21 protein-coding genes are annotated in these 21,534 nt (G+C 63.2%); 12 read left to right on the top strand and 9 right to left on the bottom strand.

Annotation, left to right across the window (positions count from 1 at the left end):
• Positions 1-27: 27 nt before the first annotated feature.
• Together FHS69_RS02785 and tyrS are read right to left on the bottom strand one after the other, a co-directional pair.
• Positions 28-366: a PilZ domain-containing protein gene (locus FHS69_RS02785; RefSeq protein ID WP_067466797.1), complete on the bottom strand. Its 339-nt coding sequence runs from the start codon at positions 364-366 to the stop codon at positions 28-30.
• 110 nt (positions 367-476) lie between these two features.
• Positions 477-1,706, bottom strand: a complete 1,230-nt coding sequence (tyrS, locus tag FHS69_RS02780) for a tyrosine--tRNA ligase (RefSeq protein WP_166776371.1) — start codon at positions 1,704-1,706, stop codon at positions 477-479.
• A gap of 74 nt (positions 1,707-1,780) precedes the next feature.
• On the opposite strand from tyrS, the gene FHS69_RS02775 reads away from it, so the two are divergent.
• The 5 genes from FHS69_RS02775 (at position 1,781) to FHS69_RS02755 (ending at position 7,414) form a co-directional block, all read left to right on the top strand.
• On the top strand, positions 1,781-2,281 hold the full coding sequence (locus tag FHS69_RS02775; RefSeq protein WP_341801655.1) for a DOMON-like domain-containing protein: 501 nt from the start codon (positions 1,781-1,783) through the stop codon (positions 2,279-2,281).
• On the top strand, positions 2,278-3,480 hold the full coding sequence (locus FHS69_RS02770) for an exo-beta-N-acetylmuramidase NamZ family protein (protein ID WP_166776367.1): 1,203 nt from the start codon (positions 2,278-2,280) through the stop codon (positions 3,478-3,480). Before FHS69_RS02775 ends, FHS69_RS02770 begins: the two co-directional genes overlap by 4 nt.
• Complete coding sequence (locus FHS69_RS02765) at positions 3,480-4,937, top strand: tetratricopeptide repeat-containing sulfotransferase family protein (RefSeq protein WP_166776363.1); 1,458 nt, start codon at positions 3,480-3,482, stop codon at positions 4,935-4,937. Before FHS69_RS02770 ends, FHS69_RS02765 begins: the two co-directional genes overlap by 1 nt.
• Before the next feature lie 77 nt (positions 4,938-5,014).
• Complete coding sequence (locus FHS69_RS02760; protein ID WP_166776361.1) at positions 5,015-6,007, top strand: aspartyl/asparaginyl beta-hydroxylase domain-containing protein; 993 nt, start codon at positions 5,015-5,017, stop codon at positions 6,005-6,007.
• 117 nt (positions 6,008-6,124) lie between these two features.
• A complete protein-coding gene (locus FHS69_RS02755) occupies positions 6,125-7,414 on the top strand; it encodes a spinster family MFS transporter (RefSeq protein ID WP_166776359.1) in 1,290 nt (429 codons plus the stop codon).
• On the opposite strand, the gene FHS69_RS02750 is transcribed toward FHS69_RS02755, so the two are convergent.
• Together FHS69_RS02750 and FHS69_RS02745 are read right to left on the bottom strand one after the other, a co-directional pair.
• A complete protein-coding gene (locus FHS69_RS02750; RefSeq protein WP_166776358.1) occupies positions 7,411-7,749 on the bottom strand; it encodes a hypothetical protein in 339 nt (112 codons plus the stop codon). The two genes, FHS69_RS02755 and FHS69_RS02750, sit on opposite strands and share 4 nt — an antisense overlap.
• 97 nt (positions 7,750-7,846) lie before the next feature.
• On the bottom strand, positions 7,847-9,031 hold the full coding sequence (locus FHS69_RS02745) for a vWA domain-containing protein (protein WP_166776356.1): 1,185 nt from the start codon (positions 9,029-9,031) through the stop codon (positions 7,847-7,849).
• A gap of 129 nt (positions 9,032-9,160) precedes the next feature.
• Here FHS69_RS02745 and FHS69_RS02740 point away from each other — a divergent pair, with 129 nt between their 5' ends.
• A complete protein-coding gene (locus FHS69_RS02740; protein ID WP_243844509.1) occupies positions 9,161-10,555 on the top strand; it encodes a methyl-accepting chemotaxis protein in 1,395 nt (464 codons plus the stop codon).
• A gap of 74 nt (positions 10,556-10,629) precedes the next feature.
• Here the strand turns inward: FHS69_RS02740 and FHS69_RS02735 are convergent, their stop codons facing one another.
• Positions 10,630-11,484, bottom strand: a complete 855-nt coding sequence (locus tag FHS69_RS02735; protein ID WP_166776352.1) for an AAA family ATPase — start codon at positions 11,482-11,484, stop codon at positions 10,630-10,632.
• Between the two features lie 91 nt (positions 11,485-11,575).
• Between FHS69_RS02735 and FHS69_RS02730 the strand changes: the two genes are divergently transcribed.
• A complete protein-coding gene (locus tag FHS69_RS02730) occupies positions 11,576-12,796 on the top strand; it encodes a bifunctional alpha/beta hydrolase/OsmC family protein (RefSeq protein ID WP_166776350.1) in 1,221 nt (406 codons plus the stop codon).
• Here FHS69_RS02730 and parE read toward each other — a convergent pair.
• Positions 12,793-14,769 carry a DNA topoisomerase IV subunit B gene (parE, locus tag FHS69_RS02725; RefSeq protein ID WP_094063098.1) on the bottom strand — a complete coding sequence of 659 codons (1,977 nt, stop codon included), beginning with the start codon at positions 14,767-14,769 and terminating at the stop codon, positions 12,793-12,795. The genes FHS69_RS02730 and parE overlap by 4 nt on opposite strands.
• A 64-nt stretch (positions 14,770-14,833) precedes the next feature.
• The gene (locus FHS69_RS02720) at positions 14,834-15,988 is read right to left on the bottom strand and encodes a penicillin-binding protein activator (protein WP_166776348.1); all 1,155 of its coding nucleotides are present in this window, start codon (positions 15,986-15,988) and stop codon (positions 14,834-14,836) included.
• 19 nt (positions 15,989-16,007) lie between these two features.
• On the opposite strand from FHS69_RS02720, the gene rsmI reads away from it, so the two are divergent.
• From rsmI to FHS69_RS02700, 4 genes are read left to right on the top strand one after another with little or no spacing between them, the layout of a single operon-like run.
• A complete protein-coding gene (gene rsmI / locus FHS69_RS02715; RefSeq protein WP_166776346.1) occupies positions 16,008-16,877 on the top strand; it encodes a 16S rRNA (cytidine(1402)-2'-O)-methyltransferase in 870 nt (289 codons plus the stop codon).
• The gene (locus FHS69_RS02710; protein ID WP_151885822.1) at positions 16,874-17,224 is read left to right on the top strand and encodes a YraN family protein; all 351 of its coding nucleotides are present in this window, start codon (positions 16,874-16,876) and stop codon (positions 17,222-17,224) included. The genes rsmI and FHS69_RS02710 overlap by 4 nt, the downstream gene beginning before the upstream one ends.
• A gap of 13 nt (positions 17,225-17,237) precedes the next feature.
• Positions 17,238-18,206 carry a glutathione synthase gene (gene gshB, locus FHS69_RS02705; protein ID WP_166776345.1) on the top strand — a complete coding sequence of 323 codons (969 nt, stop codon included), beginning with the start codon at positions 17,238-17,240 and terminating at the stop codon, positions 18,204-18,206.
• A gap of 39 nt (positions 18,207-18,245) precedes the next feature.
• The gene (locus FHS69_RS02700; RefSeq protein ID WP_166776343.1) at positions 18,246-18,851 is read left to right on the top strand and encodes a DedA family protein; all 606 of its coding nucleotides are present in this window, start codon (positions 18,246-18,248) and stop codon (positions 18,849-18,851) included.
• On the opposite strand, the gene FHS69_RS02695 is transcribed toward FHS69_RS02700, so the two are convergent.
• Both FHS69_RS02695 and hemW read right to left on the bottom strand, forming a co-directional pair.
• Positions 18,848-19,744, bottom strand: a complete 897-nt coding sequence (locus FHS69_RS02695; protein WP_166776340.1) for a tyrosine-type recombinase/integrase — start codon at positions 19,742-19,744, stop codon at positions 18,848-18,850. The genes FHS69_RS02700 and FHS69_RS02695 overlap by 4 nt on opposite strands.
• On the bottom strand, positions 19,741-20,895 hold the full coding sequence (gene hemW, locus FHS69_RS02690) for a radical SAM family heme chaperone HemW (RefSeq protein WP_166776338.1): 1,155 nt from the start codon (positions 20,893-20,895) through the stop codon (positions 19,741-19,743). The genes FHS69_RS02695 and hemW overlap by 4 nt, the downstream gene beginning before the upstream one ends.
• A gap of 107 nt (positions 20,896-21,002) precedes the next feature.
• Between hemW and FHS69_RS02685 the strand changes: the two genes are divergently transcribed.
• Positions 21,003-21,533: a CAP domain-containing protein gene (locus tag FHS69_RS02685; protein WP_166776336.1), complete on the top strand. Its 531-nt coding sequence runs from the start codon at positions 21,003-21,005 to the stop codon at positions 21,531-21,533.
• Position 21,534 lies beyond the last annotated feature (1 nt).

The raw sequence follows: 21,534 nt of genomic DNA, 5'->3' as shown, positions 1-21,534 counted from the left end.
TCTCGTTCTAGTAGAAGGCGTTGCGGCTTAGCGCATCTTGCGCAAGCGCGGATTGGGCTGGAGCGTGTCGATCATCGCGAGGAAATCGTCGACGCGGATGATCCGTTCGAATTGGAAGCCCGCACGGTTGTCGCGTACCCAGATGCAATAGGCCTCGATGCGGCCGATGACCGGCAGCCGGACGATAACGCGCTCGCCGCGGCCGATCGCTTCGGCATTGTCGATCATGAACCCGTTCGCGGAAATGTTCGCGATGTGCAGGCGAACGTCGCCCTTGCCGAAATGCTCGGCAATCACCGGATGGTCGACCGGGTGCCGGGCCATCCGCCGCTGATCGGTGACGCTCAATTGTGCTCCGACAGTCATGGCTGGCGATCCTCCGCGATTGGAACTGGGTAAACGCTTTGCACCCAAAAGGCTGCGAATTGGTAAACCTCTATACGTGATTTACCGTGTCGCGTTCCTTCCGCTGCAGTTCAGCGGCGGATGATCGCGTGTTTTTTCTTGCCGAGACTGAGCTTCGCCTCGGTTCCCGCAGTCACTGTGACGAGGTGGCCGGGATCGGTGACCGCCACGCGATCGAGCTTCACGGCACCTTCTGCCAGTTTCCGTTTGGCTTCGCCGTTGGAAGCAGTGAAACCCAGTGCAGTAAGCACCGCGCCGATACGCATGCCGTCCTCCCCGATTTCAAGCGTCGGAAGGTCCTCGCCTGCTCCACCGCCGGCGAAGGTATCGGCCGCAGTGCGTTCGGCGGTCGTCGCAGCCTCGCTACCCCGAACGAGTGTGGTTACCGCATTGGCGAGAACCGTTTTCGCGTGGTTGATCTCGGCGCCTTCGAGTGTTTCGAGGCGTGCGATCTCGTCGAGCGGAAGATCGGAGAACAGCCGCAGGAAGCGGCCGACATCGCGATCGTCGACATTGCGCCAGTACTGCCAGAAGTCGTAATTCGGCAGCTGCGCCTCGTTGAGCCAGATAGCCCCCGAGGCCGTCTTGCCCATCTTGCCGCCATCCGCGGTGGTCAGCAGCGGCGTGGTCAACCCGAACAGGTCGCTGCCATCCATCCGGCGGCCGAGTTCCATCCCGTTGACGATATTGCCCCACTGGTCGCTGCCGCCCATCTGCAGGCGCACGCCCATTTCCTGCGCCAGATGGCGGAAATCGTAGCCCTGCAGGATCATGTAATTGAACTCGAGGAAGGTCATCGGCTGCTCGCGCTCAAGCCGCAGGCGGACCGAATCGAAGGTCAACATGCGATTGACCGTGAAATGCGTGCCGACCTTCTGCAGCATCTCGATATAGCCCAACTCGCCGAGCCAGTCCTGATTGTCGACCATGACCGCATCGGTCGGTCCGTCGCCGAACGTCAACAGGCGCTCGAAGACGGTGCGAATCCCGGCGATATTGTCCGCGATGGTCTCGTCGGTCAGCATCTTGCGGCTCTCGTCGCGCCCCGTGGGATCGCCGATCCGCGTGGTCCCGCCGCCCATCAGCACGATCGGCTTGTGGCCCGTCTGTTGCAGCCGCCGCAGCATCATGATCTGGACCAGGCTGCCGATATGAAGCGAGGGCGCAGTGGCGTCGAAGCCGATATAGCCCGGGACGATCTGCGCCGCGGCGAGCTTGTCGAGGCCTTCGGCGTCGGTAAGCTGGTGGATGTAGCCGCGCTCATCGAGAACGCGCAGGAGATCGGAATTGTAGTTGGTCATGACGCAGCGCCAGCTAGCAGCTAGGAGGCGGCATGCAAGTCTGTCGATTGGAACCGCACGAGGCGCATCCCCCGTTGGCGGTCACCGCCATCGAAGCGCGGATCACCCATGACGATCCCAACTGGCTGGGTCTGCGTTGGCGGATCGAGACGGCGAGCGAACTTGTCCTGCCCGTGCCAGCGGGCAAGCGGCGCGAGGACGGCTTGTGGCAGACCACCTGTTTCGAACTGTTTCTCCAGCCCGATGGCGGCAGCGCCTATTGCGAATTCAATCTTTCCCCCTCGGAGCGCTGGGCCGCGTATGATTTCTCTGCGCCCCGGACGGGCATGGCGCAGCGCGCCCTTCCGCGTGAGCCGGTTTGCACGATGCGCGCGGGCAGTCGCTTTGCGATCTTCGACGCGGCTATTCCACGTGGGGGTCTGCCGTCGGGGCAATCCGCCATGGGCGTGACCTGCGTGATCGAGGAAAGCGGGGGCCGGAAGAGCTATTGGGCACTGGCGCACGGCGGCGATGCACCCGATTTCCACGATCCGGCTTGCTTCGCTGCGCAGCTTGCGGCACCGAGCGCGGCATGAAATTCGGCATCGATCGGCTCATCACCGAAGAAGATCTGCGCAAGCGCCTCGAGGGGCGCCGTGTCGCGCTGGTGGCCCATCCGGCATCGGTCACCGCGGGGCTCGTGCACTCGCTCGACGCGCTGGTTGCCCGCGAGGTGAACGTCACTTCGGCTTTCGGGCCGCAGCACGGGCTGAAGGGCGACAAGCAGGACAATATGGTCGAGACCGGCGACGAGATCGACGCGCAATACGGCATTCCCGTCTTCAGCCTTTATGGCGAAGTGCGCCGCCCGACCGAGCGGATGATGGACAGCGCCGATGTCTTCCTGTTCGACCTGCAGGACCTCGGCTGCCGCATCTACACCTTCGTGACGACGCTGCTTTACCTGCTCGAGGAAGCAGCGCGCGCGGACAAGGCTGTATGGGTCCTTGATCGGCCCAACCCCGCGGGCGGCCCGGTCGAGGGCACACTCTTGCGCGCGGGGCAGGAAAGCTTCGTCGGCGCGGCCGAGATGGTCATGCGTCACGGCATGACCATGGGCGAGATGGCGCGTTGGTTCGTCGACCATTTCAAGCTCGATGTCGAACTCGAAGTCGTCGAAATGCGCGGTTGGTCGCCCGGCAAGGCTCCCGGATACGGATGGCCCGAGGATCGCGTCTGGATCAACCCGAGCCCCAATGCCGCCGGCCTGAACATGGCGCGGGCCTATGCCGGCACTGTCATGCTCGAGGGCACCAGTCTGAGCGAGGGCCGCGGAACGACGCGTCCGCTTGAAGTGCTGTTCGGCGCGCCCGATGTCGATGCCAAGGCGGTGCTGGCCGAAATGGATCGTCTGGCACCTGTATGGATGCGCGGCTGCGCGATCCGCGAATGCTGGTTCGAGCCGACATTCCACAAGCACGCCGGGACGCTTTGCAACGGGCTGATGGTGCATGCCGAAGGGCAGTTCTACGACCATCACGCTTTCCGCCCATGGCGGTTGCAGGCGCTCGCCTTCAAGTCGATCCGCAGCCTCTATCCCGACTATCCGCTGTGGCGCGACTTCGCCTACGAGTACGAATACGACCGACTCGCGATCGACGTGATCAACGGCGGCCCCGCGCTCCGCGAATGGGTCGACGACAGCGAGGCCCATCCCGACGATCTCGACACGCTCGCAAGCGCGGACGAGGCCAGCTGGCGCGAGACCATCGCCCCGCACCTAATCTACGGATAATGGCGGTCGATGCCGACGCGCTGTCGCGTCGCGCGGCCACGTTGTATCGCGCCTCGCGCTTCGAGGCCGCTTTACAGGCCTACCGAGAGGTGCTGGCGATCGATCCGGATCGCCCGGATGACTGGCTTAATCTCGGCCTGCTGTTGCGCCAAGCCGGCCGCGCCCACGATGCGCTTGCAGCCTATGACCGAGCGCTCGAGGCGGGGGTGTGCAACCCCGAAGAGGTGCATCTCAACCGTGCGGTGGTGCTGAGCGACGATCTCCTCGATACTGCGGCGGCACGCGCATCGCTCGAATCGGCACTCGCGATAAATCCGGAATTCGTCCCTGCGCTGCTCAACCTGGGAAATCTGTTCGAGGACGAAGGCGATCGGAAAGCTGCCAAAGCGACCTACGCGAAAGCGCTCGCGCTCCAGCCAAGGAATATTCTCGCGCTAACACGCGTCGCGGAAGTCACTCGGATTAGTGATCCGAACGACCCGCTGATTGCGCGCCTTTCCGCCGCTGTTTCGCGGCACGGCCTGACGCCGATCGAGCGCGCCGACGTAGGTTTCGCACTCGGTCGGGCTCTCGATCAGGCGAAGCAGTTCGACTTGGCATTCTCGGCCTACGCCGAGGCCAACAAGGCCAGCCGTGCGCTCGCACGTCACGCCTATGACCCGCTGGCGGCCTGCAGCTTCGTCGATGCCCTGATCGAGGAGTTCGACAGCACGGTACGGACCGAGGCGGGCGATTGCGACGAGCCGCCTATCTTCATTTGCGGCATGTTCCGTTCGGGCTCGACCCTGGCGGAGCGTATTATCTCTTCGCACAGCCGGGTTTCCGCTGGGGGCGAACTCCCGATCCTCCCGCAATTGGTTCGAAACCGGCTGCAACCCTACCCGACTTCGCTCACCGGCTGCCCGGAAGCATTCTACGCGGAACTGCGTTCGCAGTATCGCGATGCAATCGAGGTCATGGGGTTGGGGGGGAGGCAATTGACCGACAAACGACCCGACAACTTTCTCCATGTCGGCTTGATCAAGCGCATGTTCCCAAACGCCAAAGTCGTCCTCACGCGGCGCAATCCATTCGACAATTGCCTCTCGGTTTTCTTCGCGCATCTTGCGCCCGAACTGACCTATGCGTCGTCATTGGATAGCGTGGCGCACTGGTATGACCAGTACGAGCGCCTAGCCGCGCATTGGCAATCCACCTTCCCGCATGACATCTACGTGATGGATTACGATCGCCTCGTCACGGATTCACGTGAAGAGATTGAGCGGCTGCTTGGGTTCCTCCGGCTGGAGTGGGAAGATGCCTGCCTGAACCCGCATAGGGGAGAAGGTCAGGTCCGCACCGCGAGCGCATGGCAGGTGCGGGAGCCGCTTTACACGGGTTCCTCGGGTCGCTGGCGCAATTACCGCGATCATATCGATCCGCTGATGGACGCTTTCGGCCCCCCGGAGGATGCTTGACCTGACCCTCTTGCTAGCGGAATGTCACCGTTACACTCGGAACGGGATCGAACATGCCAACCACCGCTACGCCCACGATGACGATCGCCGAGGCCGATCAGAGACTGGCACGAGACGAATATGACTTCGTTGCCCTCATGGCCAAGGGTGACCACCACTTCGGCCTGGGAGAATTGCGCGCAGCGGGATCATTCTTCGGGATGGCGGTGTCGGTCGCGCAGAGTGGGCGGCCTGCAGACGGACGGGAAGCCCAGCGGGCCATCCGTGCGATGCAGGACATCCAGCAGCAGTTTGTCCGGCATCTGGTCGGATCCCTCGCCAGTTCGGGGCATTCGCGGGCCGACTGGCACCCGCGTTTCGCCCAATCGATCGCCATGATGGTAGGTGTTGCCGAGAGGCCGGCCGAAAACCGGACTTACCCGGCAATGCCAAGCGTTTACTACTATCCGGGACTGCCACATGTGGAGTTCGCTGATACCAAGCAGTTCGCATGGCGAGAAGCCGTCGAGGGAAAGGTCGAGCAAATCGCGGAAGAGGCACGCACGCTGCTTGCGGGATCGGGATCGTTCAAGCCTTACGTACAGGCCGAAGCCGACCGCGCCCAGGGCGATATGCACGGAATGCTGGATAATGACGACTGGAGCTCACTCGATCTCATAGAGAAGGGCGAACCGGTCGATGACCATGTCCGCCACGCACCGGTGGCCTACAAAACCATTACAGAGGAAGTGCCGGTCTGCACGATCCCGAACCGTGCGCCCACGCTGCTCTTGTCTTTGCTCAAGGCAGGAAAACGGATCCCGCCGCATCACGGCATGCTCAACCCGCGCTATATCTGCCATCTGCCGCTTATCGTCCCGGGTGACGGTGCACTGAGGCTGGGGTCGCAGAAGCGGGAATGGCGGTTCGGTGAACTGATCGCGTTCGACGACACGATCGAACACGAAGCCTGGAACCATTCCGCAAAGGACAGGCTGGTTCTGTTGTTCGACGTTTGGCGACCGGAGCTCGAAGAAATCGAGCAAGCGCAGATCGCCGCGCTATTCACCGCGGTAGACAGCGCGCGCTGAAGACAATCTTCGCCCAACCCTTTATTCGATTTTCGATCAACGCCCTTGACGTAAGGGTGCGAGTCAGAGAGCTTGGCCGAAAGTGACGGGCATACCCGCGCTTCGGGAGAGTTTTGAATGGCGACTGCGGCAGCACGGCAGACCGGCGGATCGGTCAGGGTTACCCTGTGGATCCTGCTGGTCGTCTATATCTTCAATTTCATCGACCGGCAGATCGTCAATATCCTTGCCGAACCGATCAGGCTCGAACTGGGGCTGAGCGATACTGAGATCGGCCTGATGACCGGTCTCGCCTTCGCGCTGTTCTACACCGTGCTCGGCCTGCCGATTGCGCGTTTCTCGGACCGGGCAACGACCAACCGCCCGTGGCTGATCGGCGGCGCGCTGGCGATTTGGTCGGCGATGACCGCGCTGTGCGGGCTGGCGCAGAACTTCATCCAGCTGCTGCTCGCGCGGATCGGCGTGGGGGTAGGCGAGGCGGGTTGCACACCGCCGGCGCATTCGTTGATCGCGGACATGGTGGAACCCGCCAAGCGCGCTTCGGCGCTTGCCTTCTATGCGCTCGGTATCCCGATCGGGACGCTGCTGGGCATGCTCATCGGTGGCCTGCTTGCCGACACGGTGGGGTGGCGCAACGCGTTCCTAATCGTCGGCCTTCCGGGAATCGCGCTCGCCGTCATCGTGTTCATGCTGCTCAAGGATCCGCGAAGGACCGGAATGGTGCATGCCAGCGCCGCACAGCAGGGTACCGAACAAATGCCGATGGGCACGGCCCTCAAGGCGATGTTCAGTTCGCGCGCTTTCGTCCTGCTGCTGGTAGCCGGCTCGGCCGCTGCGTTCCTTGCCTATGGCAAGATCACCTGGATCACGATCTTCTTCCAGCGCACGCATGGGCTGACCCCGGGCGAAACGGGGTTCTGGTTCGGGGTCGTCAACGGCGGTGCCGGTATCGCGGGCACGGTGCTGGGCGGATATCTTGCGGACCGCTTCGGTTCGACCAACCGCCGCCACGTGCTCACCGCGCCGGCGGTCGGCATGGTGGTGACCATTCCCTTCGCGCTGCTGGCCTTCTGGAGCGACAACTGGATGCTGGCGCTCGTCCTGCTGATCGTCCCGACATTGTGCAATTCGCTCTATTACGGACCGACCTATTCAAGCGTGCAGGGCCTCGTCCCGCTGCGTGCGCGAGCCATCGCCGCGGCGGTGTTGCTGTTCTTCCAGAACCTTGTCGGGCTTGGTCTCGGGCCGTTGTTCTTCGGTATCCTGTCGGACCTGCTCCAGCCAGCCTATGGCGAAGACAGCGTGCGCTATGTGCTCTATGGTGCGACTTTCCTGGGACTGGTCCCGGCCTTCTTCTTCTGGCGCTGTTCGCTGCGTCTCAACGAAGAACTCGACCAGAAGGACTAGCGGATGATCGTCGGAACGTCCGGGAGTTCGGGGATCGGTTTCGTTCGCCCGGTAAACATGACCAAGAGTGGACAGCCATTCTCGTGGTACATCACCGGCCTCATGGGATAGCCGGGCCTGGCGTCAGCCTCGTCTTCGATGGCCGGCTCTACCGCTTCGGCGTTCGCTGGACGGAGCTGGTCCTCGCATGCGGCGGTTGCTTCCCGATCAGTGGGCAAGACGCGCAACGTGGCCTCGGGAACGACTGCTTCAGGCAGGGCTCCGGGCGCCGGATCCACCGCCGCCGCCGGGGCAAGTGCCGACAGTGCTGCCAGTGAGGCAAGAAATTTAATCATCGCGATCCTCCAACAATTGTCCGAAGGATATCACAACAACGTTTTCAAGTCCCCCCAGGTTGCCGGCAGGCCCCCTGCGGCACTACAACCGGCTTGATCAGGCGCCGTTCTTGCGGCTCAGTTCGCGCATCGCGTCATCGAGACCGTCCAGTGTGAGCGGATACATCCGGTCGTTGACCAGCTGCTTCATCACCTTGGTCGACTGCGAATAGCTCCATTGCTTCTCGGGCACGGGATTGAGCCAGACCGTGGCAGGATAGGTGTTGGTCAGCCGCTGCATCCAGGTCGCCCCGGCTTCCTCGTTCATATGTTCCACGCTGCCGCCCGGGTGCGTAATTTCATACGGGCTCATCGCGGCATCGCCGACGAAGATCACCTTGTAGTCATGCCCATATTTGTGGAGCACGTCCCACGTCTTGGTGCGTTCCTGCCAGCGACGGCGGTTGTCCTTCCACACGCCTTCATACAGGCAGTTGTGGAAGTAGAAGAATTCGAGGTTCTTGAATTCGGCGGTTGCTGCGCTGAACAGCTCTTCGCACAGCTTGATGAAGGGGTCCATCGAACCGCCGACGTCGAGGAACAGCAGCAGCTTGACCGCATTGCGCCGCTCCGCGCGCATGTGGATGTCGAGCCAGCCCTGCTTGGCGGTGCCTTCGATCGTGGCATCGAGATCGAGCTGGTCCTGCGCGCCTTCGCGGGCAAAGCGGCGTAAGCGGCGCAGCGCCATCTTGATGTTGCGCGTGCCCAGTTCTTTGGTGCTGTCGAGGTTCTTGAACTCGCGCTTGTCCCACACCTTGAGCGCACGCTTGTGCTTGCTTTCGCCGCCGATCCGCACGCCTTCGGGGTTGTAGCCCGAATTGCCGAAGGGTGAGGTGCCACCGGTGCCGATCCACTTATTGCCGCCCTGATGGCGCTTTTCCTGTTCCTCGAGGCGCTTCTTCAGCGTCTCCATGATCTCGTCCCAGTCACCCAGCGACTTGATCTTTTCCATTTCCTCATCGGAAAGGAATTTCTCCGCCACCGCCTTGAGCCAGTCTTCGGGGACATCGACGGGGTTCTGCCCGTAGTCGCTCAGGATCCCCTTGAAGACCTTCTGGAAAACCTGGTCGAACCGGTCGAGCAGGCCTTCATCCTTCACGAACGTCGAGCGGCTGAGGTAGTAGAACGCCTCGGGCGACTGCTCGATCACGTCGCGATCGAGCGCTTCGATCAGCGTGAGGTGTTCCTTGAAGCTCGCGGGAATGCCCGCCGAGCGGAGCTCGTCGACGAAATTGAAGAACATGGACAGGGGTCTAGCGCGTGCGGGCGGGCTGCACCAGTGCGTGAATCGAAACCTTTTTTACCTCGCGCTAACCATCGGCGGGTAAGGGTGTGGGGTCAGAATATACAGGGGGTCTAGCAACTTATGGAAATGGGCAGCATCGATGCTCGAGGCGCGTCGGCCCTCGACCAGATTCCGGAGGCCTGCGGCAAGGTAACCGTGGGCTGTTCGGATGTGGCCGGGATCGTTCAGGGGGTAATCGATTCCTTCGGGCACCTGCGCAGCGAATATGTCGAATTGCAGGGTACGGTGACCGCGCTGGACGAAGACCAGCGCAAGGTTCTGGAGGCCAGCGACGAGGCCCGTCTGCTGTCCGAACGGGCAATCGAACGGCTCAACCACGGTTCGATGATGATCAGCAATTCGCTGAACGAGATCGGCAATCTCCTCAGTCTGGTCGAGACGCTGACCGGGCATGTCACCGGTTTTGCCGCGGCGATGGACCAGGTGCGCCGGTCGAGCCAGGAAATCGACCAGATCGCGGAGACGACCAATATCCTCGCGCTCAATGCCACGATCGAAGCCATGCGCGCAGGCGAGCAGGGGCGGACCTTCGCGGTTGTCGCAAATGAAGTGAAGTCGCTCGCCAGCGAGACACGCAAGGCGACCGAGGAAATCGGCCGGACGATCGATACCCTCGGCAACGAAGCCAATCTGGTGATCGAGAAGATCGAGAGCGGCGCCGCGGCAAGCAGCCAGGCGAAGAACTCGGTCGGTTCGATCGAGGACACGATGCGCAGCGTCACCGAACTGCTGACCGAAGTCGATGGTCAACAGGACCTCATCGCGCGCAACACCGCCACGATTTCGGATCATGTCCACCGGGTGCAGGACGTGCTCGGCGATTTCGACGGCGCGGTAAGCGAGAACGAAAGCAAGCTCGCCACCGCGCATGATCGGATGGAAGATCTCGAACTGATCGCCAGCGACATGTTCGACAAGCTGGTCAAGGCCGGGTTGTCACCGCAGGACAGCGCGATGGTCGAAAAGGCGCAGCAACACGCCGCGCAGGTCGTCGCGGCGGCCGAGGAGGCGATCGCTTCGGGCGAGCTTTCGATGGAGGCCCTGTTCGATCGCGAATACCGGCAGGTCCCGGGCACCAACCCGCCGCTGTTCCGTACCGGGTTGAGCGACTGGGCCGATGCGCACTGGCGTCCGCTCAACGATGCGGTCAGCAATTCGGGCCGTCCGGTGATCATGTGCTCGCAATCGGACACCAACGGCTTCCTGCCCACGCATGTCACCGAACATTCGCGCGCACCGACAGGCGATCTGACGCATGACACAAAGCACTGTCGCAACGGGCGCATCATGCTCTACACGATCGACAAGAAGGCCAAGAAGCAGACCGACCCCTATATGATGGCGGTCTATCGCCAGGAAGGCGACGGCCGCAATTACCTTGTCGTGCGCAATGTCTATGTGCCGCTGTTCATCAACGGCCGCCGCTGGGGCGATTTCGAGCTGGCCTACAGTCTCGACTGATCGAGCCGCTGAAACGAAAAGGGGCGCATGCCGGTTCTGGCACGCGCCCCTTTTCCCGGTCTGGCTGCAGCGGATCAGCTTTGCCGGCGGGCCATGAAGGCAAGGCGTTCGAACATCATCATGTCCTGCTCGTTCTTGAGCAGCGCACCGTGCAGCGGCGGGATTGCGGCGTTGGGATTGGCGTCCTGCAGCACTTCAAGCGGCATGTCTTCGTTGAGCAGCAGCTTGAGCCAGTCGAGCAATTCGCTGGTCGACGGCTTCTTCTTCAGACCCGGAACGTCGCGGATTTCGTAGAACACTTCCATCGCCTTGGTGACGAGCGTCTTCTGGATGCCGGGGAAGTGCACCTCGATGATGTCGCGCATCGTCTCGGTGTCGGGAAACTTGATATAGTGGAAGAAACAGCGGCGCAGGAAAGCGTCGGGCAATTCCTTCTCGTTGTTCGAGGTGATGACCACGATCGGGCGTTCCTTGGCCTCGATCCGCTGCTGCGTCTCATAAACGTCGAAGCTCATGCGATCGAGTTCCTGCAGCAGGTCGTTGGGAAACTCGATATCGGCCTTGTCGATTTCGTCGATCAGCAGGACGGGGAGCTTCTCGGAGGTGAAGGCTTCCCACAGCTTGCCCTTCTTGATGTAGTTCGAAATGTCGTGGACGCGCTCGTCGCCCAGCTGGCCATCGCGCAGGCGGGCGACGGCGTCATATTCATACAGGCCCTGCTGCGCCTTGGTGGTCGATTTCACATTCCATTCGATCAGCGGCGCATCGAGCGCTTTCGAAATCTCATGCGCCAGCACGGTCTTGCCGGTGCCCGGCTCGCCCTTGACGAGCAGCGGGCGGCGCAGCGTCACCGCCGCGTTGACCGCGACCTTGAGGTCGTTGGTGGCAATGTAGGATTTCGTACCTTCGAAACGGGTGGGTTCGGTCATCGGTTTTCCCTTGCAACTTGACGCAAGCGTTAGGGACCGGGCACCGCTCGTGCAAGGGGCCGTTGAGCGAAGACCTACCGAGGGAGCTTTCATGCCGACCGAATCGATTTCCATCATCACCGATGCGGGCCATACGCTGACCGGATCGCTCGAGTTGCCTACCGGGCTGGTGCGCGGCGCGGCGCTGTTTGCGCATTGCTTCACCTGCACCAAGCAAAGCCGGGCCGCGGTCAGCGTGGCGAGGGCATTGGCGGGTGAGGGCATCGCCTGCCTGCGGTTCGATTTCACTGGGCTTGGCGACAGCGAGGGCGAATTCGGCCGGGCCGGCTTCGCCACCGATGTTGCCGACCTCGTTGCTGCAGCCGAGGCTTTGCTCGAACGATTCATGCAACCGATCCTGCTGGTCGGCCACAGTCTCGGCGGGGCGGCGGTATTGGCTGCGGCCGACGATCTCGGCTTCGACAAGGTTGCCGCGATCGCCACGATCGGCGCCCCCAGCGATGTTCCGCATGTGTTGCAACGGATCGAGGGCGATATCGAGGCCATCCATCGCGACGGCGAGGGCACCGTGACCATCGGTGGCCGCGATTTCGCGCTGAGCCGCGACTTTCTCGCGAAAGTCGAGAATATCGACCTGCTCGAGGAAGTCGGGCGGCTGAAGCGCCCGCTGCTGTTCCTGCATTCGCCAACCGATGCCGTGGTCGGAATCGAGAATGCCAGCGCGCTGTTCGGCGCGGCGCGCCATCCGAAGAGCTTTGTCAGCCTCGAGGGGGCGGATCATCTGCTACTGGATGATGCCGATGCGCGTTTCGCCGCGGGAGTGATCGCTGCCTGGGCCAGTCGCTATCTGCCCATGCGCGAGGACTGGCCGCTGCCCGCCGAAGGCGTGGTCGCCAAGACGGGCCACGGCAAGTTCGGAACCGAGGTGCATACCACCAGCCACCGTTTCATCGCCGATGAACCGCGCAGCTATGGCGGCGACGATACCGGGCCTACGCCCTACGACCTGCTCAATGCCGCGCTGGGTACCTGCACTGCGATGACGATGAAAATGTATGCCGATCGCAAGGGCTGGCCGCTCGAAGGCGTAACCGTCGAGGTCACGCACGAACGCGAGCACGCGACGCGTTGCGACCATGCGGAGGCGATGGCGGAAGGCAAGCAGATGCAGGCGCTGCATCGCAGGATTACGGTCCAAGGCGAAGCGCTCGACGCCGAGCAGCGCGAGCGGATCATCGCAATCGCCGACAAATGTCCCGTACATCGCACGCTCGAAGGCGAGCTGCATGTACATACCGAAAGCGCCGACTAGGCGTCGATCATATCGCGATCCATGTCACCGGCATTGTTCTGGATGAAATTGAACCGGTGTTCGGGGTTGCGCCCCATTAACTGGTCGACCAGTTCCTTCACCACCGCGCGCTGTTCGAATTCCTGCGGCAGGGTGATGCGGACCAGGCTGCGCGTGTCCGGGTTCATCGTGGTTTCGCGCAATTGCGCGGGATTCATTTCGCCCAGGCCCTTGAAGCGGCCGACATCGACCTTCTTTCCCTTGAACACCGTGGCTTCGAGTTCGGCGCGGTGTGCGTCGTCGCGGGCGTAGCGGCTCTCCTTGCCCGCGGTCAGGCGATAGAGCGGGGGCTGGGCGAGATAGAGGTGCCCGCCGCGCACGACTTCGGCCATTTCCTGGAAGAAGAACGTCATCAGCAACGTGGCGATATGCGCGCCATCGACATCGGCGTCGGTCATGATGATGATCCGGTCGTAGCGCAGGTTTTCGGGGTCGCAATCCTTGCGCGTCCCGCACCCCATGGCGAGCGTCAGGTCGGCGATCTCGCTGTTTGCACGGATCTTGTCGGCAGTGGCGCTGGCGACATTCAGGATCTTGCCGCGGATCGGCAGGATCGCCTGTGTCTTGCGGTTGCGCGCCTGCTTGGCACTCCCGCCTGCGCTGTCCCCCTCGACGATGAAGAGCTCGGTTTCACCTTCGCCTTCACCCGAACAATCGGTGAGTTTCCCCGGCAGACGAAGCTTCTTGGCATTGGTCGCGGTCTTGCGCTTGATCTCGCGTTCCTGCTTGCGCCGGAGCCGCTCGTCCATCCGCTCCATCACCTGCCCGAGCAATGCCTTGCCGCGGTCCATATTGTCGGCGAGGAAGTGATCGAAATGGTCGCGCACCGCATTTTCGACGAGCCGGGCAGCCTCGGGCGACGTCAGGCGGTCCTTGGTCTGGCTCTGGAACTGCGGATCGCGGATGAACACGCTCAGCATGACTTCCGCACCGGTCATCACATCGTCTGCGGTCAGGTCCTTCGCTTTCTTGACTCCCGTCAGATCGCCGAATGCGCGCAAGCCCTTGACCAGTGCGGCGCGCAGGCCCTGTTCGTGCGTTCCGCCATCGGGGGTGGGCACGGTGTTGCAGTACCAGCTTGTCGAACCGTCCGAATAGAGCGGCCAGGCGATCGCCCATTCCACGCGGCCCGCTTCCTCGGGGAAGTCCTGATTGCCGGCGAAGGGCTGGGCGGTCACGCATTCGCGCCCGCCGAGCTGTTCGGCCAGATGGTCCGCAAGCCCGCCGGGAAATTTGAACACCGCTTCGGCGGGCACATCGTCGCCCGCGAGGCTTTCGGCGCATTTCCAGCGGATCTCGACCCCGGCGAAGAGATAGGCCTTCGACCGCGCCAGCTTGAACAGCCGCTTGGCACTGAACTGGCGCTCGCCGAAGATCTCGGTGTCGGGAACGAAGCTGACCGTGGTGCCGCGGCGATTGGGAGTGGGACCGAGCTGTTCGATCGGTCCGAGCGTCTGCCCTTTCGAAAAACTTTGTGCGTAGAGCTGCTTGTCGCGCGCGACTTCGACCCGTGTATCGCTCGACAAGGCATTGACCACCGAAACGCCGACGCCGTGCAGGCCGCCGCTGGTCGCATAGGCCTTGCCCGAGAACTTGCCGCCCGAATGGAGCGTGGAGAGGATGACTTCGAGCGTCGACTTGCCCGGATATTTCGGATGCTCGTCCACCGGAATCCCGCGGCCGTTGTCCGCAACGGTTATCCGATTGCCTTCTTCCACGCGGAGTTCGATCCGCGTGGCATGACCCGCGACGGCTTCGTCCATCGCATTGTCGAGCACTTCGGCAACGAGGTGGTGCAGCGCGCGATCGTCGGTCCCGCCGATATACATCCCCGGGCGGCGGCGCACGGGCTCGAGCCCCTCGAGAACCTCGATCGAGGAGGCATCGTAATCGCCGCTGGAGGTGGGCGTGTTTTCGAACAGATCGTCGGACATGGTCGCAGCTATATCGTGCGCTCCCCGTCGGTCACAAGCGCGCCCGACGGGTTATCCGCGCCGCTCAGAACCGTGCCGGCGCGTTCTCGATGACCACCACCGATCCATCGCGCACTTCGCGCACCTCGAAAGCGCGTTCGACCAGGCCATTGCGGTGGAAGCGAAACGCGCCGTCGAGCCCGAGGAATCCGTCCTCGTTGCGCAGCGCTCCATCGGGGAAATCGCGACCGACCCGCCAATCGCGCGCGACGCGCAGCGTCAGCAGCACCGCGTCGTATCCCAGCGTCGCAATACGGTAGGGCTGGCTGCCGAAGCGGGCTTCATAGCTGTCCACGAACCGCTTGTAGCGATTGTCCGACACGGCGGAGAACCAGGCGCCGCGCAGCGCCGAAGCGCGGGTCACCGACCCTTCGCCGCTCCATAGTTCGGTGCCGAGCAATTGCGTCGTACCATTCCCGTCCGACTTGAGCACGCGGGCTGCTTGCGCCGCGAGGCGTGCGCCGTCGGCAATCAGTACCGTGTCAAAGCCGCCATGCGCCTTGAGCCGTTCGGCTGCGCTTACGATCGAGGTGTTTCCGCGCGTGAAACGTTCGGTCCAGACCAGGTTACCACCATAGGCCGCGACCGCGCTGCGCGCGGCCTGTTCGGCGCGGGCACCGTATTCGCCGTCGGGTGCGATGATGGCGAAGTTCTGGGAGCCCTGCGTACGCGCATACTGGATCGTGCGCGCAATCGACTGCTCGGGAACATGGCCCATGATGAACACATCGGGTCCCGCTGCACCGGTATCGTTCGAGAAGGAGATCACCGGGACGTCCGCCGCACGCGCCGGGGCGGTCACCGAAGCGATATTCGAACCCAGCAGCGGGCCGAGGATCAGCTTGTTGCCCTCGGCGATCGCCTGCCGGGTTGCCGCTTCGGGGCCTTTCGCCGTGTCGTAGGTTGTGATCCGCAGATTGTCGGCATTCGTGTCGAGCAGCGCCATGGTCGTGGCATTCGCGATCGACTGCCCGACCGCGCCGTTGCGGCCGGACATGGGCACCAGCAGAGCGATGCGATGACGGGTCTCGTCGCTCGGCAGGCTCTGCGTCGGTTCGGGGGTGGGAGTGTCCACCGGTCCGGGACGCTCCGCGCCCTTTGGAATGACCGAACAGGCGCCCAGCAGGGCCGCGAGGCCCACGGTTACCATTGCCCGACGGTCGAAAGTCCAGCGCTTCATCTTGCCGCGTCCCTCTCTCATGGTTCATGGGGTGAGGGTGACCGATGCGACCCTACCCGAAACTGCCCTAACTCCCGGGCTCTATATCGTTGCCACGCCGATCGGCAACCTTGGGGACATCACGTTGCGCGCAATCGACATTCTTAAGCGCTGCGACGGCGTGGCGTGCGAGGATACCCGCGTGACGGGCAAGCTGCTCAAGCACCTGGGGATATCGAAACCGCTGTGGCGGTACGACGACCATAGCGAGCATCGCGATCGCGGCAGGCTGGTCGAATCGATGCGCGATCGTGCGGTCGCACTCGTCAGCGACGCGGGTACCCCGATGGTTTCCGATCCCGGTTATCGCCTCGTCAACGATTGCCGTGCCGAGGGTATTCCCGTCACCGTGCTGCCGGGGGCTTGCGCCGCAGTAGCCGGATTGGCGCTGAGCGGGCTACCCAACGACCGTTTCCTGTTCGCGGGTTTCCTGCCAAGCAAGGACAAGGCACGGCGCGAGGTGCTGGCGGAATTGGCCGACATCGACACCACGCTGGTCTTCTACGAGACCGCGCCACGCCTGACGAAGGCTCTGGCTGCGATCGGCGACGTACTCCCCAATCGCGATGTCGCCATCGCGCGCGAACTGACCAAGCTGCACGAGGAATTGCGGCGCGGCCTGCCGCACGGCCTGATCGCCTATTACGAAGCGCATCCACCCAAGGGCGAAATCGTCCTTCTTATCGGTCCGCCACCCGAACTGATCGCCAGCGAAGCCGATGCCGATGCACTGCTGGCCGAAGCGCTGACGACGCTTAAGCCCTCGCAGGCAGCGGCGCAGGTTGCGAAGGTCACCGGGGTCGATCGCAAGACCTTGTACGCGCGGGCCATGGAACTGCGCGCGGGATGAAGCGGCAGCGTGCCGAGCGCAGCGGCCGCGAAGGCGAAACCCGCGCCGCGCTGTGGCTTCGCGCGAAAGGCTGGCAAATTCTCGATCGCAGGGTCAGAACATCCGCAGGCGAGATCGATCTGGTGGCCAAACGTGGCAGCATAATCGCTTTTACCGAAGTGAAGTGGCGGCGAAGGGCCGCCGATCTCGATCATGCGATCGACGAGTATCGATTGTCGCGCGTGGCCGCGGCGGTCGAGGCCATCGGGCATCGTTATGCCACCGCCGGGGAAGACATTCGCATCGACGTGATCCTGCTTGCACCGGGCAGCTTCCCTCGCCACATCGCCAATGCGTGGCAGCCCTAGGCAAGGATTCAGCATGGTTCTCAAAGTCGCCGTCCAGATGGACCCGCTCGAAAGCATCAACATCGCGGGAGACAGCTCTTTTGCGCTGATGATGGCCGCGCAGGCGCGGGGGCATGAAATCTGGCATTACGATGTCGCCAGCCTCGCTTACGAAAGCGATGGCACCCCGCAGGGCCGGATTACCGCGCATGCCGCGCCGGTCACCGTCCAGCGCGTGCAGGGCGAGCATTTCACTGCGGGAGAACGCCGGCGGATCGATCTGGCGCACGACATCGACGTGGTGCTGATGCGGCAGGATCCGCCATTCCACCTCGGCTATATCAGCGCCGCGCTGCTGCTCGACCGGTTGAAGGGCACGACGCTGGTGGTCAACGACCCGCGCGAAGTGGTGAATGCACCCGAGAAGATGTTCGTGCTCGATTACGCCCGCTTCATGCCGCCCACCCTGGTCGCGCGGCATCTCGATGACCTGCGCGATTTCCAGCGGCAACATGGTTCGGTCGTGGTCAAGCCGCTGCATGGCAATGGCGGCAAGGCGATCTTCCGGATCGACGAGAATGGCACCAATCTCTCGGCCTTGTCGGAAGTCTTCGACCAGACCTGGCCCGAGCCGCACATGGTCCAGCCTTTCCTTCCCGAAGTCAGCGAAGGCGACAAGCGGATCGTGCTCGTGGATGGGGAATTCGCGGGCGCAATCAATCGGTTTCCGGGCGAAGGTGAGTTCCGTTCGAATCTCGCGCAGGGCGGTCATGCCGAAGCGACCACGCTTACCGAGCGCGAAGAGGAAATCTGCGCCGCCATGGGGCCCGAGCTCAAGCGTCGTGGCCTTGTCTTTGTCGGCATCGACGTGATCGGCGGCAAGTGGCTGACAGAGATCAATGTCACCTCGCCGACGGGTATCGTCGCGATCGACAAGTTCAACGGCAGCGACACCGCCGGGCTGATCTGGGATGCGATCGAACGACGGCACGCGGCAATGTAAGGACCGGGACCGGTCTGGTTCCTCGCACGTTACGCGGCCATGCACGAACTGATCCTCCGCATCATCGAGCAGGGCGGCCTGCTGGGCATCTTCGTGCTCATGGCACTGGAGAATATCTTCCCGCCGATCCCCTCTGAAGTCATCATGGGGCTGGGCGGGGTCGCCGTTTCGCGTGGGACAATGGATTTCTGGCCGTTGATGCTGGTGGGTACCGTCGGCTGCACCGCGGGCAATTACATGTGGTACTGGCTGGGCGACCACTGGGGCCGAACGGGGCTCGAACCCTTCGTCGATCGGTGGGGCCGCTGGCTGACGATGGAATGGGAAGATATCGAGAAGGCACGCGGGTTCTTCCAGCGGCATGGCCCCTGGGTGGTCTTCGTTTTCCGCTTCACCCCGGTATTTCGCACCATGATCTCTCTGCCCGCCGGGCTAGCGCATATGGGTGTGGGGCGGTTTCTCGTCTTCACCTTCGCAGGCGCTTTCATCTGGAACCTGCTGCTGGTCGAGGGCGGACGCCGGCTGGCGCTATGGCTGGCCGATTCGCAGGAGGTCCTGGGCTGGCTTATCCTTGGATCGCTCGGGGTCGGGCTGCTGATTTATATCTGGCGGGTGATTACCTGGAAGCCGCGCGCCGAACGCTAGTCGCGCTCGCGCGGATGCGCATTGCGATAGGTGTCGAGCAGGCTCGCGGCATCGACTTGCGTATAGATCTGGGTCGAACCGAGGCTGGCATGGCCCAGCAATTCCTGCAGGCTGCGCAGATCGGTGCCCGCGCCGAGCAGATGCGTCGCAAAACTGTGCCGCAAGGCATGCGGCGTTGCACTGTCGGGCAGGCCGAGCGCGCGACGTGCGCGCGCGGTCGCCTTCTGCACCATGCCCTGCGCCAGCGGTCCGCCCTTCGCTCCGCGGAACAGCGCTTCGTCGCGCTGCAACGGCCAGGGACAGCGCGTTGCATAGTCCGCGACCGCCTCGCGTACGATCGGCAGCAAAGGCACCACGCGCTGCTTGCCTCCCTTGCCTGTGACCGTGAGCCGGTCGCCCAACGGCAGGGCATCCGCCTTGAGCGATAGCGCCTCGGCGATCCGCAGTCCTGCCCCATAAAGCAGCAGCAGCACGGCCCGGTCGCGTGCGCCTACCCAGTCCTCGACGGCGAGCGCATCGACCGTCTCGGCCAGTCCGATAGCATCGTCGGGCGTGACCGGACGAGGCAGGCCCTTGGCGATCCGTGGTCCACGCATCCGCGGCGCGTCCGACACCTCGCGTCCTGCCTGCGTGCGCGCGAAGGCGATGAAACTCTTGAGTGCGGAAAGCTCGCGCGCGGCGGAAGCGTTGGACAATCCCTGCTCGCGGCGCGCTGCGAGATGGGTGCGCAAATGCCCTGCCGAGAGATCGGCAACCGCGTCCCAGTCGGCAATCCCCTGTCCGACGAGCAGGCGTTGTGCGGTACGCATATAGGCTCGCACCGTATGCTCCGAGCGACGCAGCCCCAGCGCAAGGTGGTCGTGCCAAGCCTCGAGCAGCGCGGCCTGTGTCACGACGCGACGAGGTCGGACGCGACCAGCTCGCCCAGCAAGGCTTCGAGGAGCGGCATGCCCTGCTCGGTCACACCGAAGCGGTCACCGTGCGACCACACCATGCCGAGATCGTGATAAAGCTGCGCCTTCGCCTGGTCGATGAGCGCAGCAGGATTGCCCCCGAAGCGCCGCGCCATGTCGGCAAGATCGACACCTTCCGCCAGTCGCAGCCCCATCAACAGCGCTTCGCTCGCCTGTTCGGCCCGGTCGAGCGCGCGGGCCTCTGCGATTCCGTGCCGCTGTGCGGCTACCGCGGCGAGGTAGTTTTCGGGCTTGCGGTGGCGCACGGTTGCCGTTTCGCACCTGCGACCGTGGGCTCCGGGGCCGATGCCGAGATAGTCTTGGTAGCGCCAGTAGGTGAGGTTGTGGCGGCTTTCCTGCCCGGGGGCGGCGTGGTTGCTGATCTCGTAGGCGGGCAGGCCGGCGGCCGCGGTCATCGCGCGGGTCAGCCCGAAGAGATCGGCGGCATTATCATCATCGAGCGGCTCGAACACGCCTTGGCGGACATCGGTGGCAAACCGGGTCGAGGGCTCGATAGTGAGTTGGTAGAGCGACATATGCGTCGTCCCCAGCGATAGGGCGCGGGCGAGTTCGGCGTGCCAATCGGCCTCGGACTGGCCGGGGCGTGCATAGATGAGGTCGATCGATACCCTTTCGAAACGGTCCTGCGCGACAGCGACCGCTTGCAAGGCCTCGTCTGCGCCATGCAACCGACCGAGGAAACGCAACGCCTCGTCGTGCAGGCTTTGAACCCCCAGCGACACGCGATTGACCCCCGCAGCTGCGAGATCGGCGAAATTCGCGGCTTCGACGCTGCTGGGATTGGCTTCGAGAGTGATTTCGATGTCATGCGCGAAGCCCCACAAATGCTCCGCCTCCTGCAGCAAACCGGCGACGAGGGCAGGGGGCATGAGCGAAGGCGTTCCTCCGCCGAAAAAGATACTTGTGAGCGGTTCTTCAGAAACTGCCTGAAGATGCTCGTGGTGCATATCCGCTAGCAGGGCATCGCGCCATTGGTCCGTGTCGGCCGTTTTGCGGACATGGCTGTTGAAATCGCAATAGGGGCATTTGGCGATGCAAAAGGGCCAATGGATATAGAGCGCGCGGGCCAAAAGAGCGTTTACCCATTCTTAACTGTCGGTCTGCTTTCCGGAACTTCATGAACTGTCCGACGAAACGGAAAGCACCCATATTCGGTACGGTTGCGCTGCTTTGTGCCATGGCGGCAGGGTTCGCGGCAAGCGGATCCTCGACGCCCGCGGCGGCAAACAGTGGTTCGGTCCGTCACGATGTCGAGCGCGGTTCGGCCGATACGCATCTCGCAGCGCGCATCCTGCGCACGCACAATGACGAGCGTAGGCGGCTTGCGCTGCGCCCGCTCAAGTGGAACGTTCATCTCGAACGCGAAGCGCGCGATTGGGCGCACCACCTTTCGCGTCGTGGCATGCTGCAACATGCCAGCCAGAAGGGGCGAAACCGCACCGGCGAGAACCTCTGGATGGGCACCTCCGGGCACTGGCCGGTCGAAAACATGGTCGGCATGTTCATCGAAGAAAAGAAACACTACCGCCACGCCCGTTTTCCCGACATTTCGCATACCGGGAACTGGGCGGATGTCGGCCATTACACACAGGTGGTGTGGCGCGACACGCAGGAGGTCGGTTGCGCGGTCGCCACCGCTCGCGGGAATGACGTGCTGGTCTGCCGTTACTGGCCGGCTGGCAATGTCTGGGGCCAGAAAGCGTACTAAG

It is taken from the genome of Qipengyuania flava, from assembly GCF_011762005.1.
GTDB lineage: Bacteria > Pseudomonadota > Alphaproteobacteria > Sphingomonadales > Sphingomonadaceae > Qipengyuania > Qipengyuania flava.
Note: the sequence above shows the minus strand (reverse complement) of the source record. Positions and strands in the feature narration are given on the sequence as shown.

What these genes read in the sequence shown, in the direction of transcription:
- FHS69_RS02785 (WP_067466797.1), bottom strand. Translation starts at nt 366, where the DNA reads ATGACTGTCGGAGCACAATTGAGCGTCACCGATCAGCGGCGGATGGCC.
- gshB (WP_166776345.1), top strand. Translation starts at nt 17,238, where the DNA reads ATGGTTCTCAAAGTCGCCGTCCAGATGGACCCGCTCGAAAGCATCAAC.
- FHS69_RS02685 (WP_166776336.1), top strand. Translation starts at nt 21,003, where the DNA reads ATGGCGGCAGGGTTCGCGGCAAGCGGATCCTCGACGCCCGCGGCGGCA.
- FHS69_RS02740 (WP_243844509.1), top strand. Translation starts at nt 9,161, where the DNA reads ATGGGCAGCATCGATGCTCGAGGCGCGTCGGCCCTCGACCAGATTCCG.
- FHS69_RS02735 (WP_166776352.1), bottom strand. Translation starts at nt 11,484, where the DNA reads ATGACCGAACCCACCCGTTTCGAAGGTACGAAATCCTACATTGCCACC.
- FHS69_RS02745 (WP_166776356.1), bottom strand. Translation starts at nt 9,031, where the DNA reads ATGTTCTTCAATTTCGTCGACGAGCTCCGCTCGGCGGGCATTCCCGCG.
- FHS69_RS02720 (WP_166776348.1), bottom strand. Translation starts at nt 15,988, where the DNA reads ATGAAGCGCTGGACTTTCGACCGTCGGGCAATGGTAACCGTGGGCCTC.
- FHS69_RS02760 (WP_166776361.1), top strand. Translation starts at nt 5,015, where the DNA reads ATGACGATCGCCGAGGCCGATCAGAGACTGGCACGAGACGAATATGAC.
- FHS69_RS02770 (WP_166776367.1), top strand. Translation starts at nt 2,278, where the DNA reads ATGAAATTCGGCATCGATCGGCTCATCACCGAAGAAGATCTGCGCAAG.
- tyrS (WP_166776371.1), bottom strand. Translation starts at nt 1,706, where the DNA reads ATGACCAACTACAATTCCGATCTCCTGCGCGTTCTCGATGAGCGCGGC.
- FHS69_RS02765 (WP_166776363.1), top strand. Translation starts at nt 3,480, where the DNA reads ATGGCGGTCGATGCCGACGCGCTGTCGCGTCGCGCGGCCACGTTGTAT.
- FHS69_RS02700 (WP_166776343.1), top strand. Translation starts at nt 18,246, where the DNA reads ATGCACGAACTGATCCTCCGCATCATCGAGCAGGGCGGCCTGCTGGGC.
- FHS69_RS02750 (WP_166776358.1), bottom strand. Translation starts at nt 7,749, where the DNA reads ATGATTAAATTTCTTGCCTCACTGGCAGCACTGTCGGCACTTGCCCCG.
- FHS69_RS02710 (WP_151885822.1), top strand. Translation starts at nt 16,874, where the DNA reads ATGAAGCGGCAGCGTGCCGAGCGCAGCGGCCGCGAAGGCGAAACCCGC.
- FHS69_RS02755 (WP_166776359.1), top strand. Translation starts at nt 6,125, where the DNA reads ATGGCGACTGCGGCAGCACGGCAGACCGGCGGATCGGTCAGGGTTACC.
- rsmI (WP_166776346.1), top strand. Translation starts at nt 16,008, where the DNA reads ATGGTTCATGGGGTGAGGGTGACCGATGCGACCCTACCCGAAACTGCC.
- parE (WP_094063098.1), bottom strand. Translation starts at nt 14,769, where the DNA reads ATGTCCGACGATCTGTTCGAAAACACGCCCACCTCCAGCGGCGATTAC.
- FHS69_RS02730 (WP_166776350.1), top strand. Translation starts at nt 11,576, where the DNA reads ATGCCGACCGAATCGATTTCCATCATCACCGATGCGGGCCATACGCTG.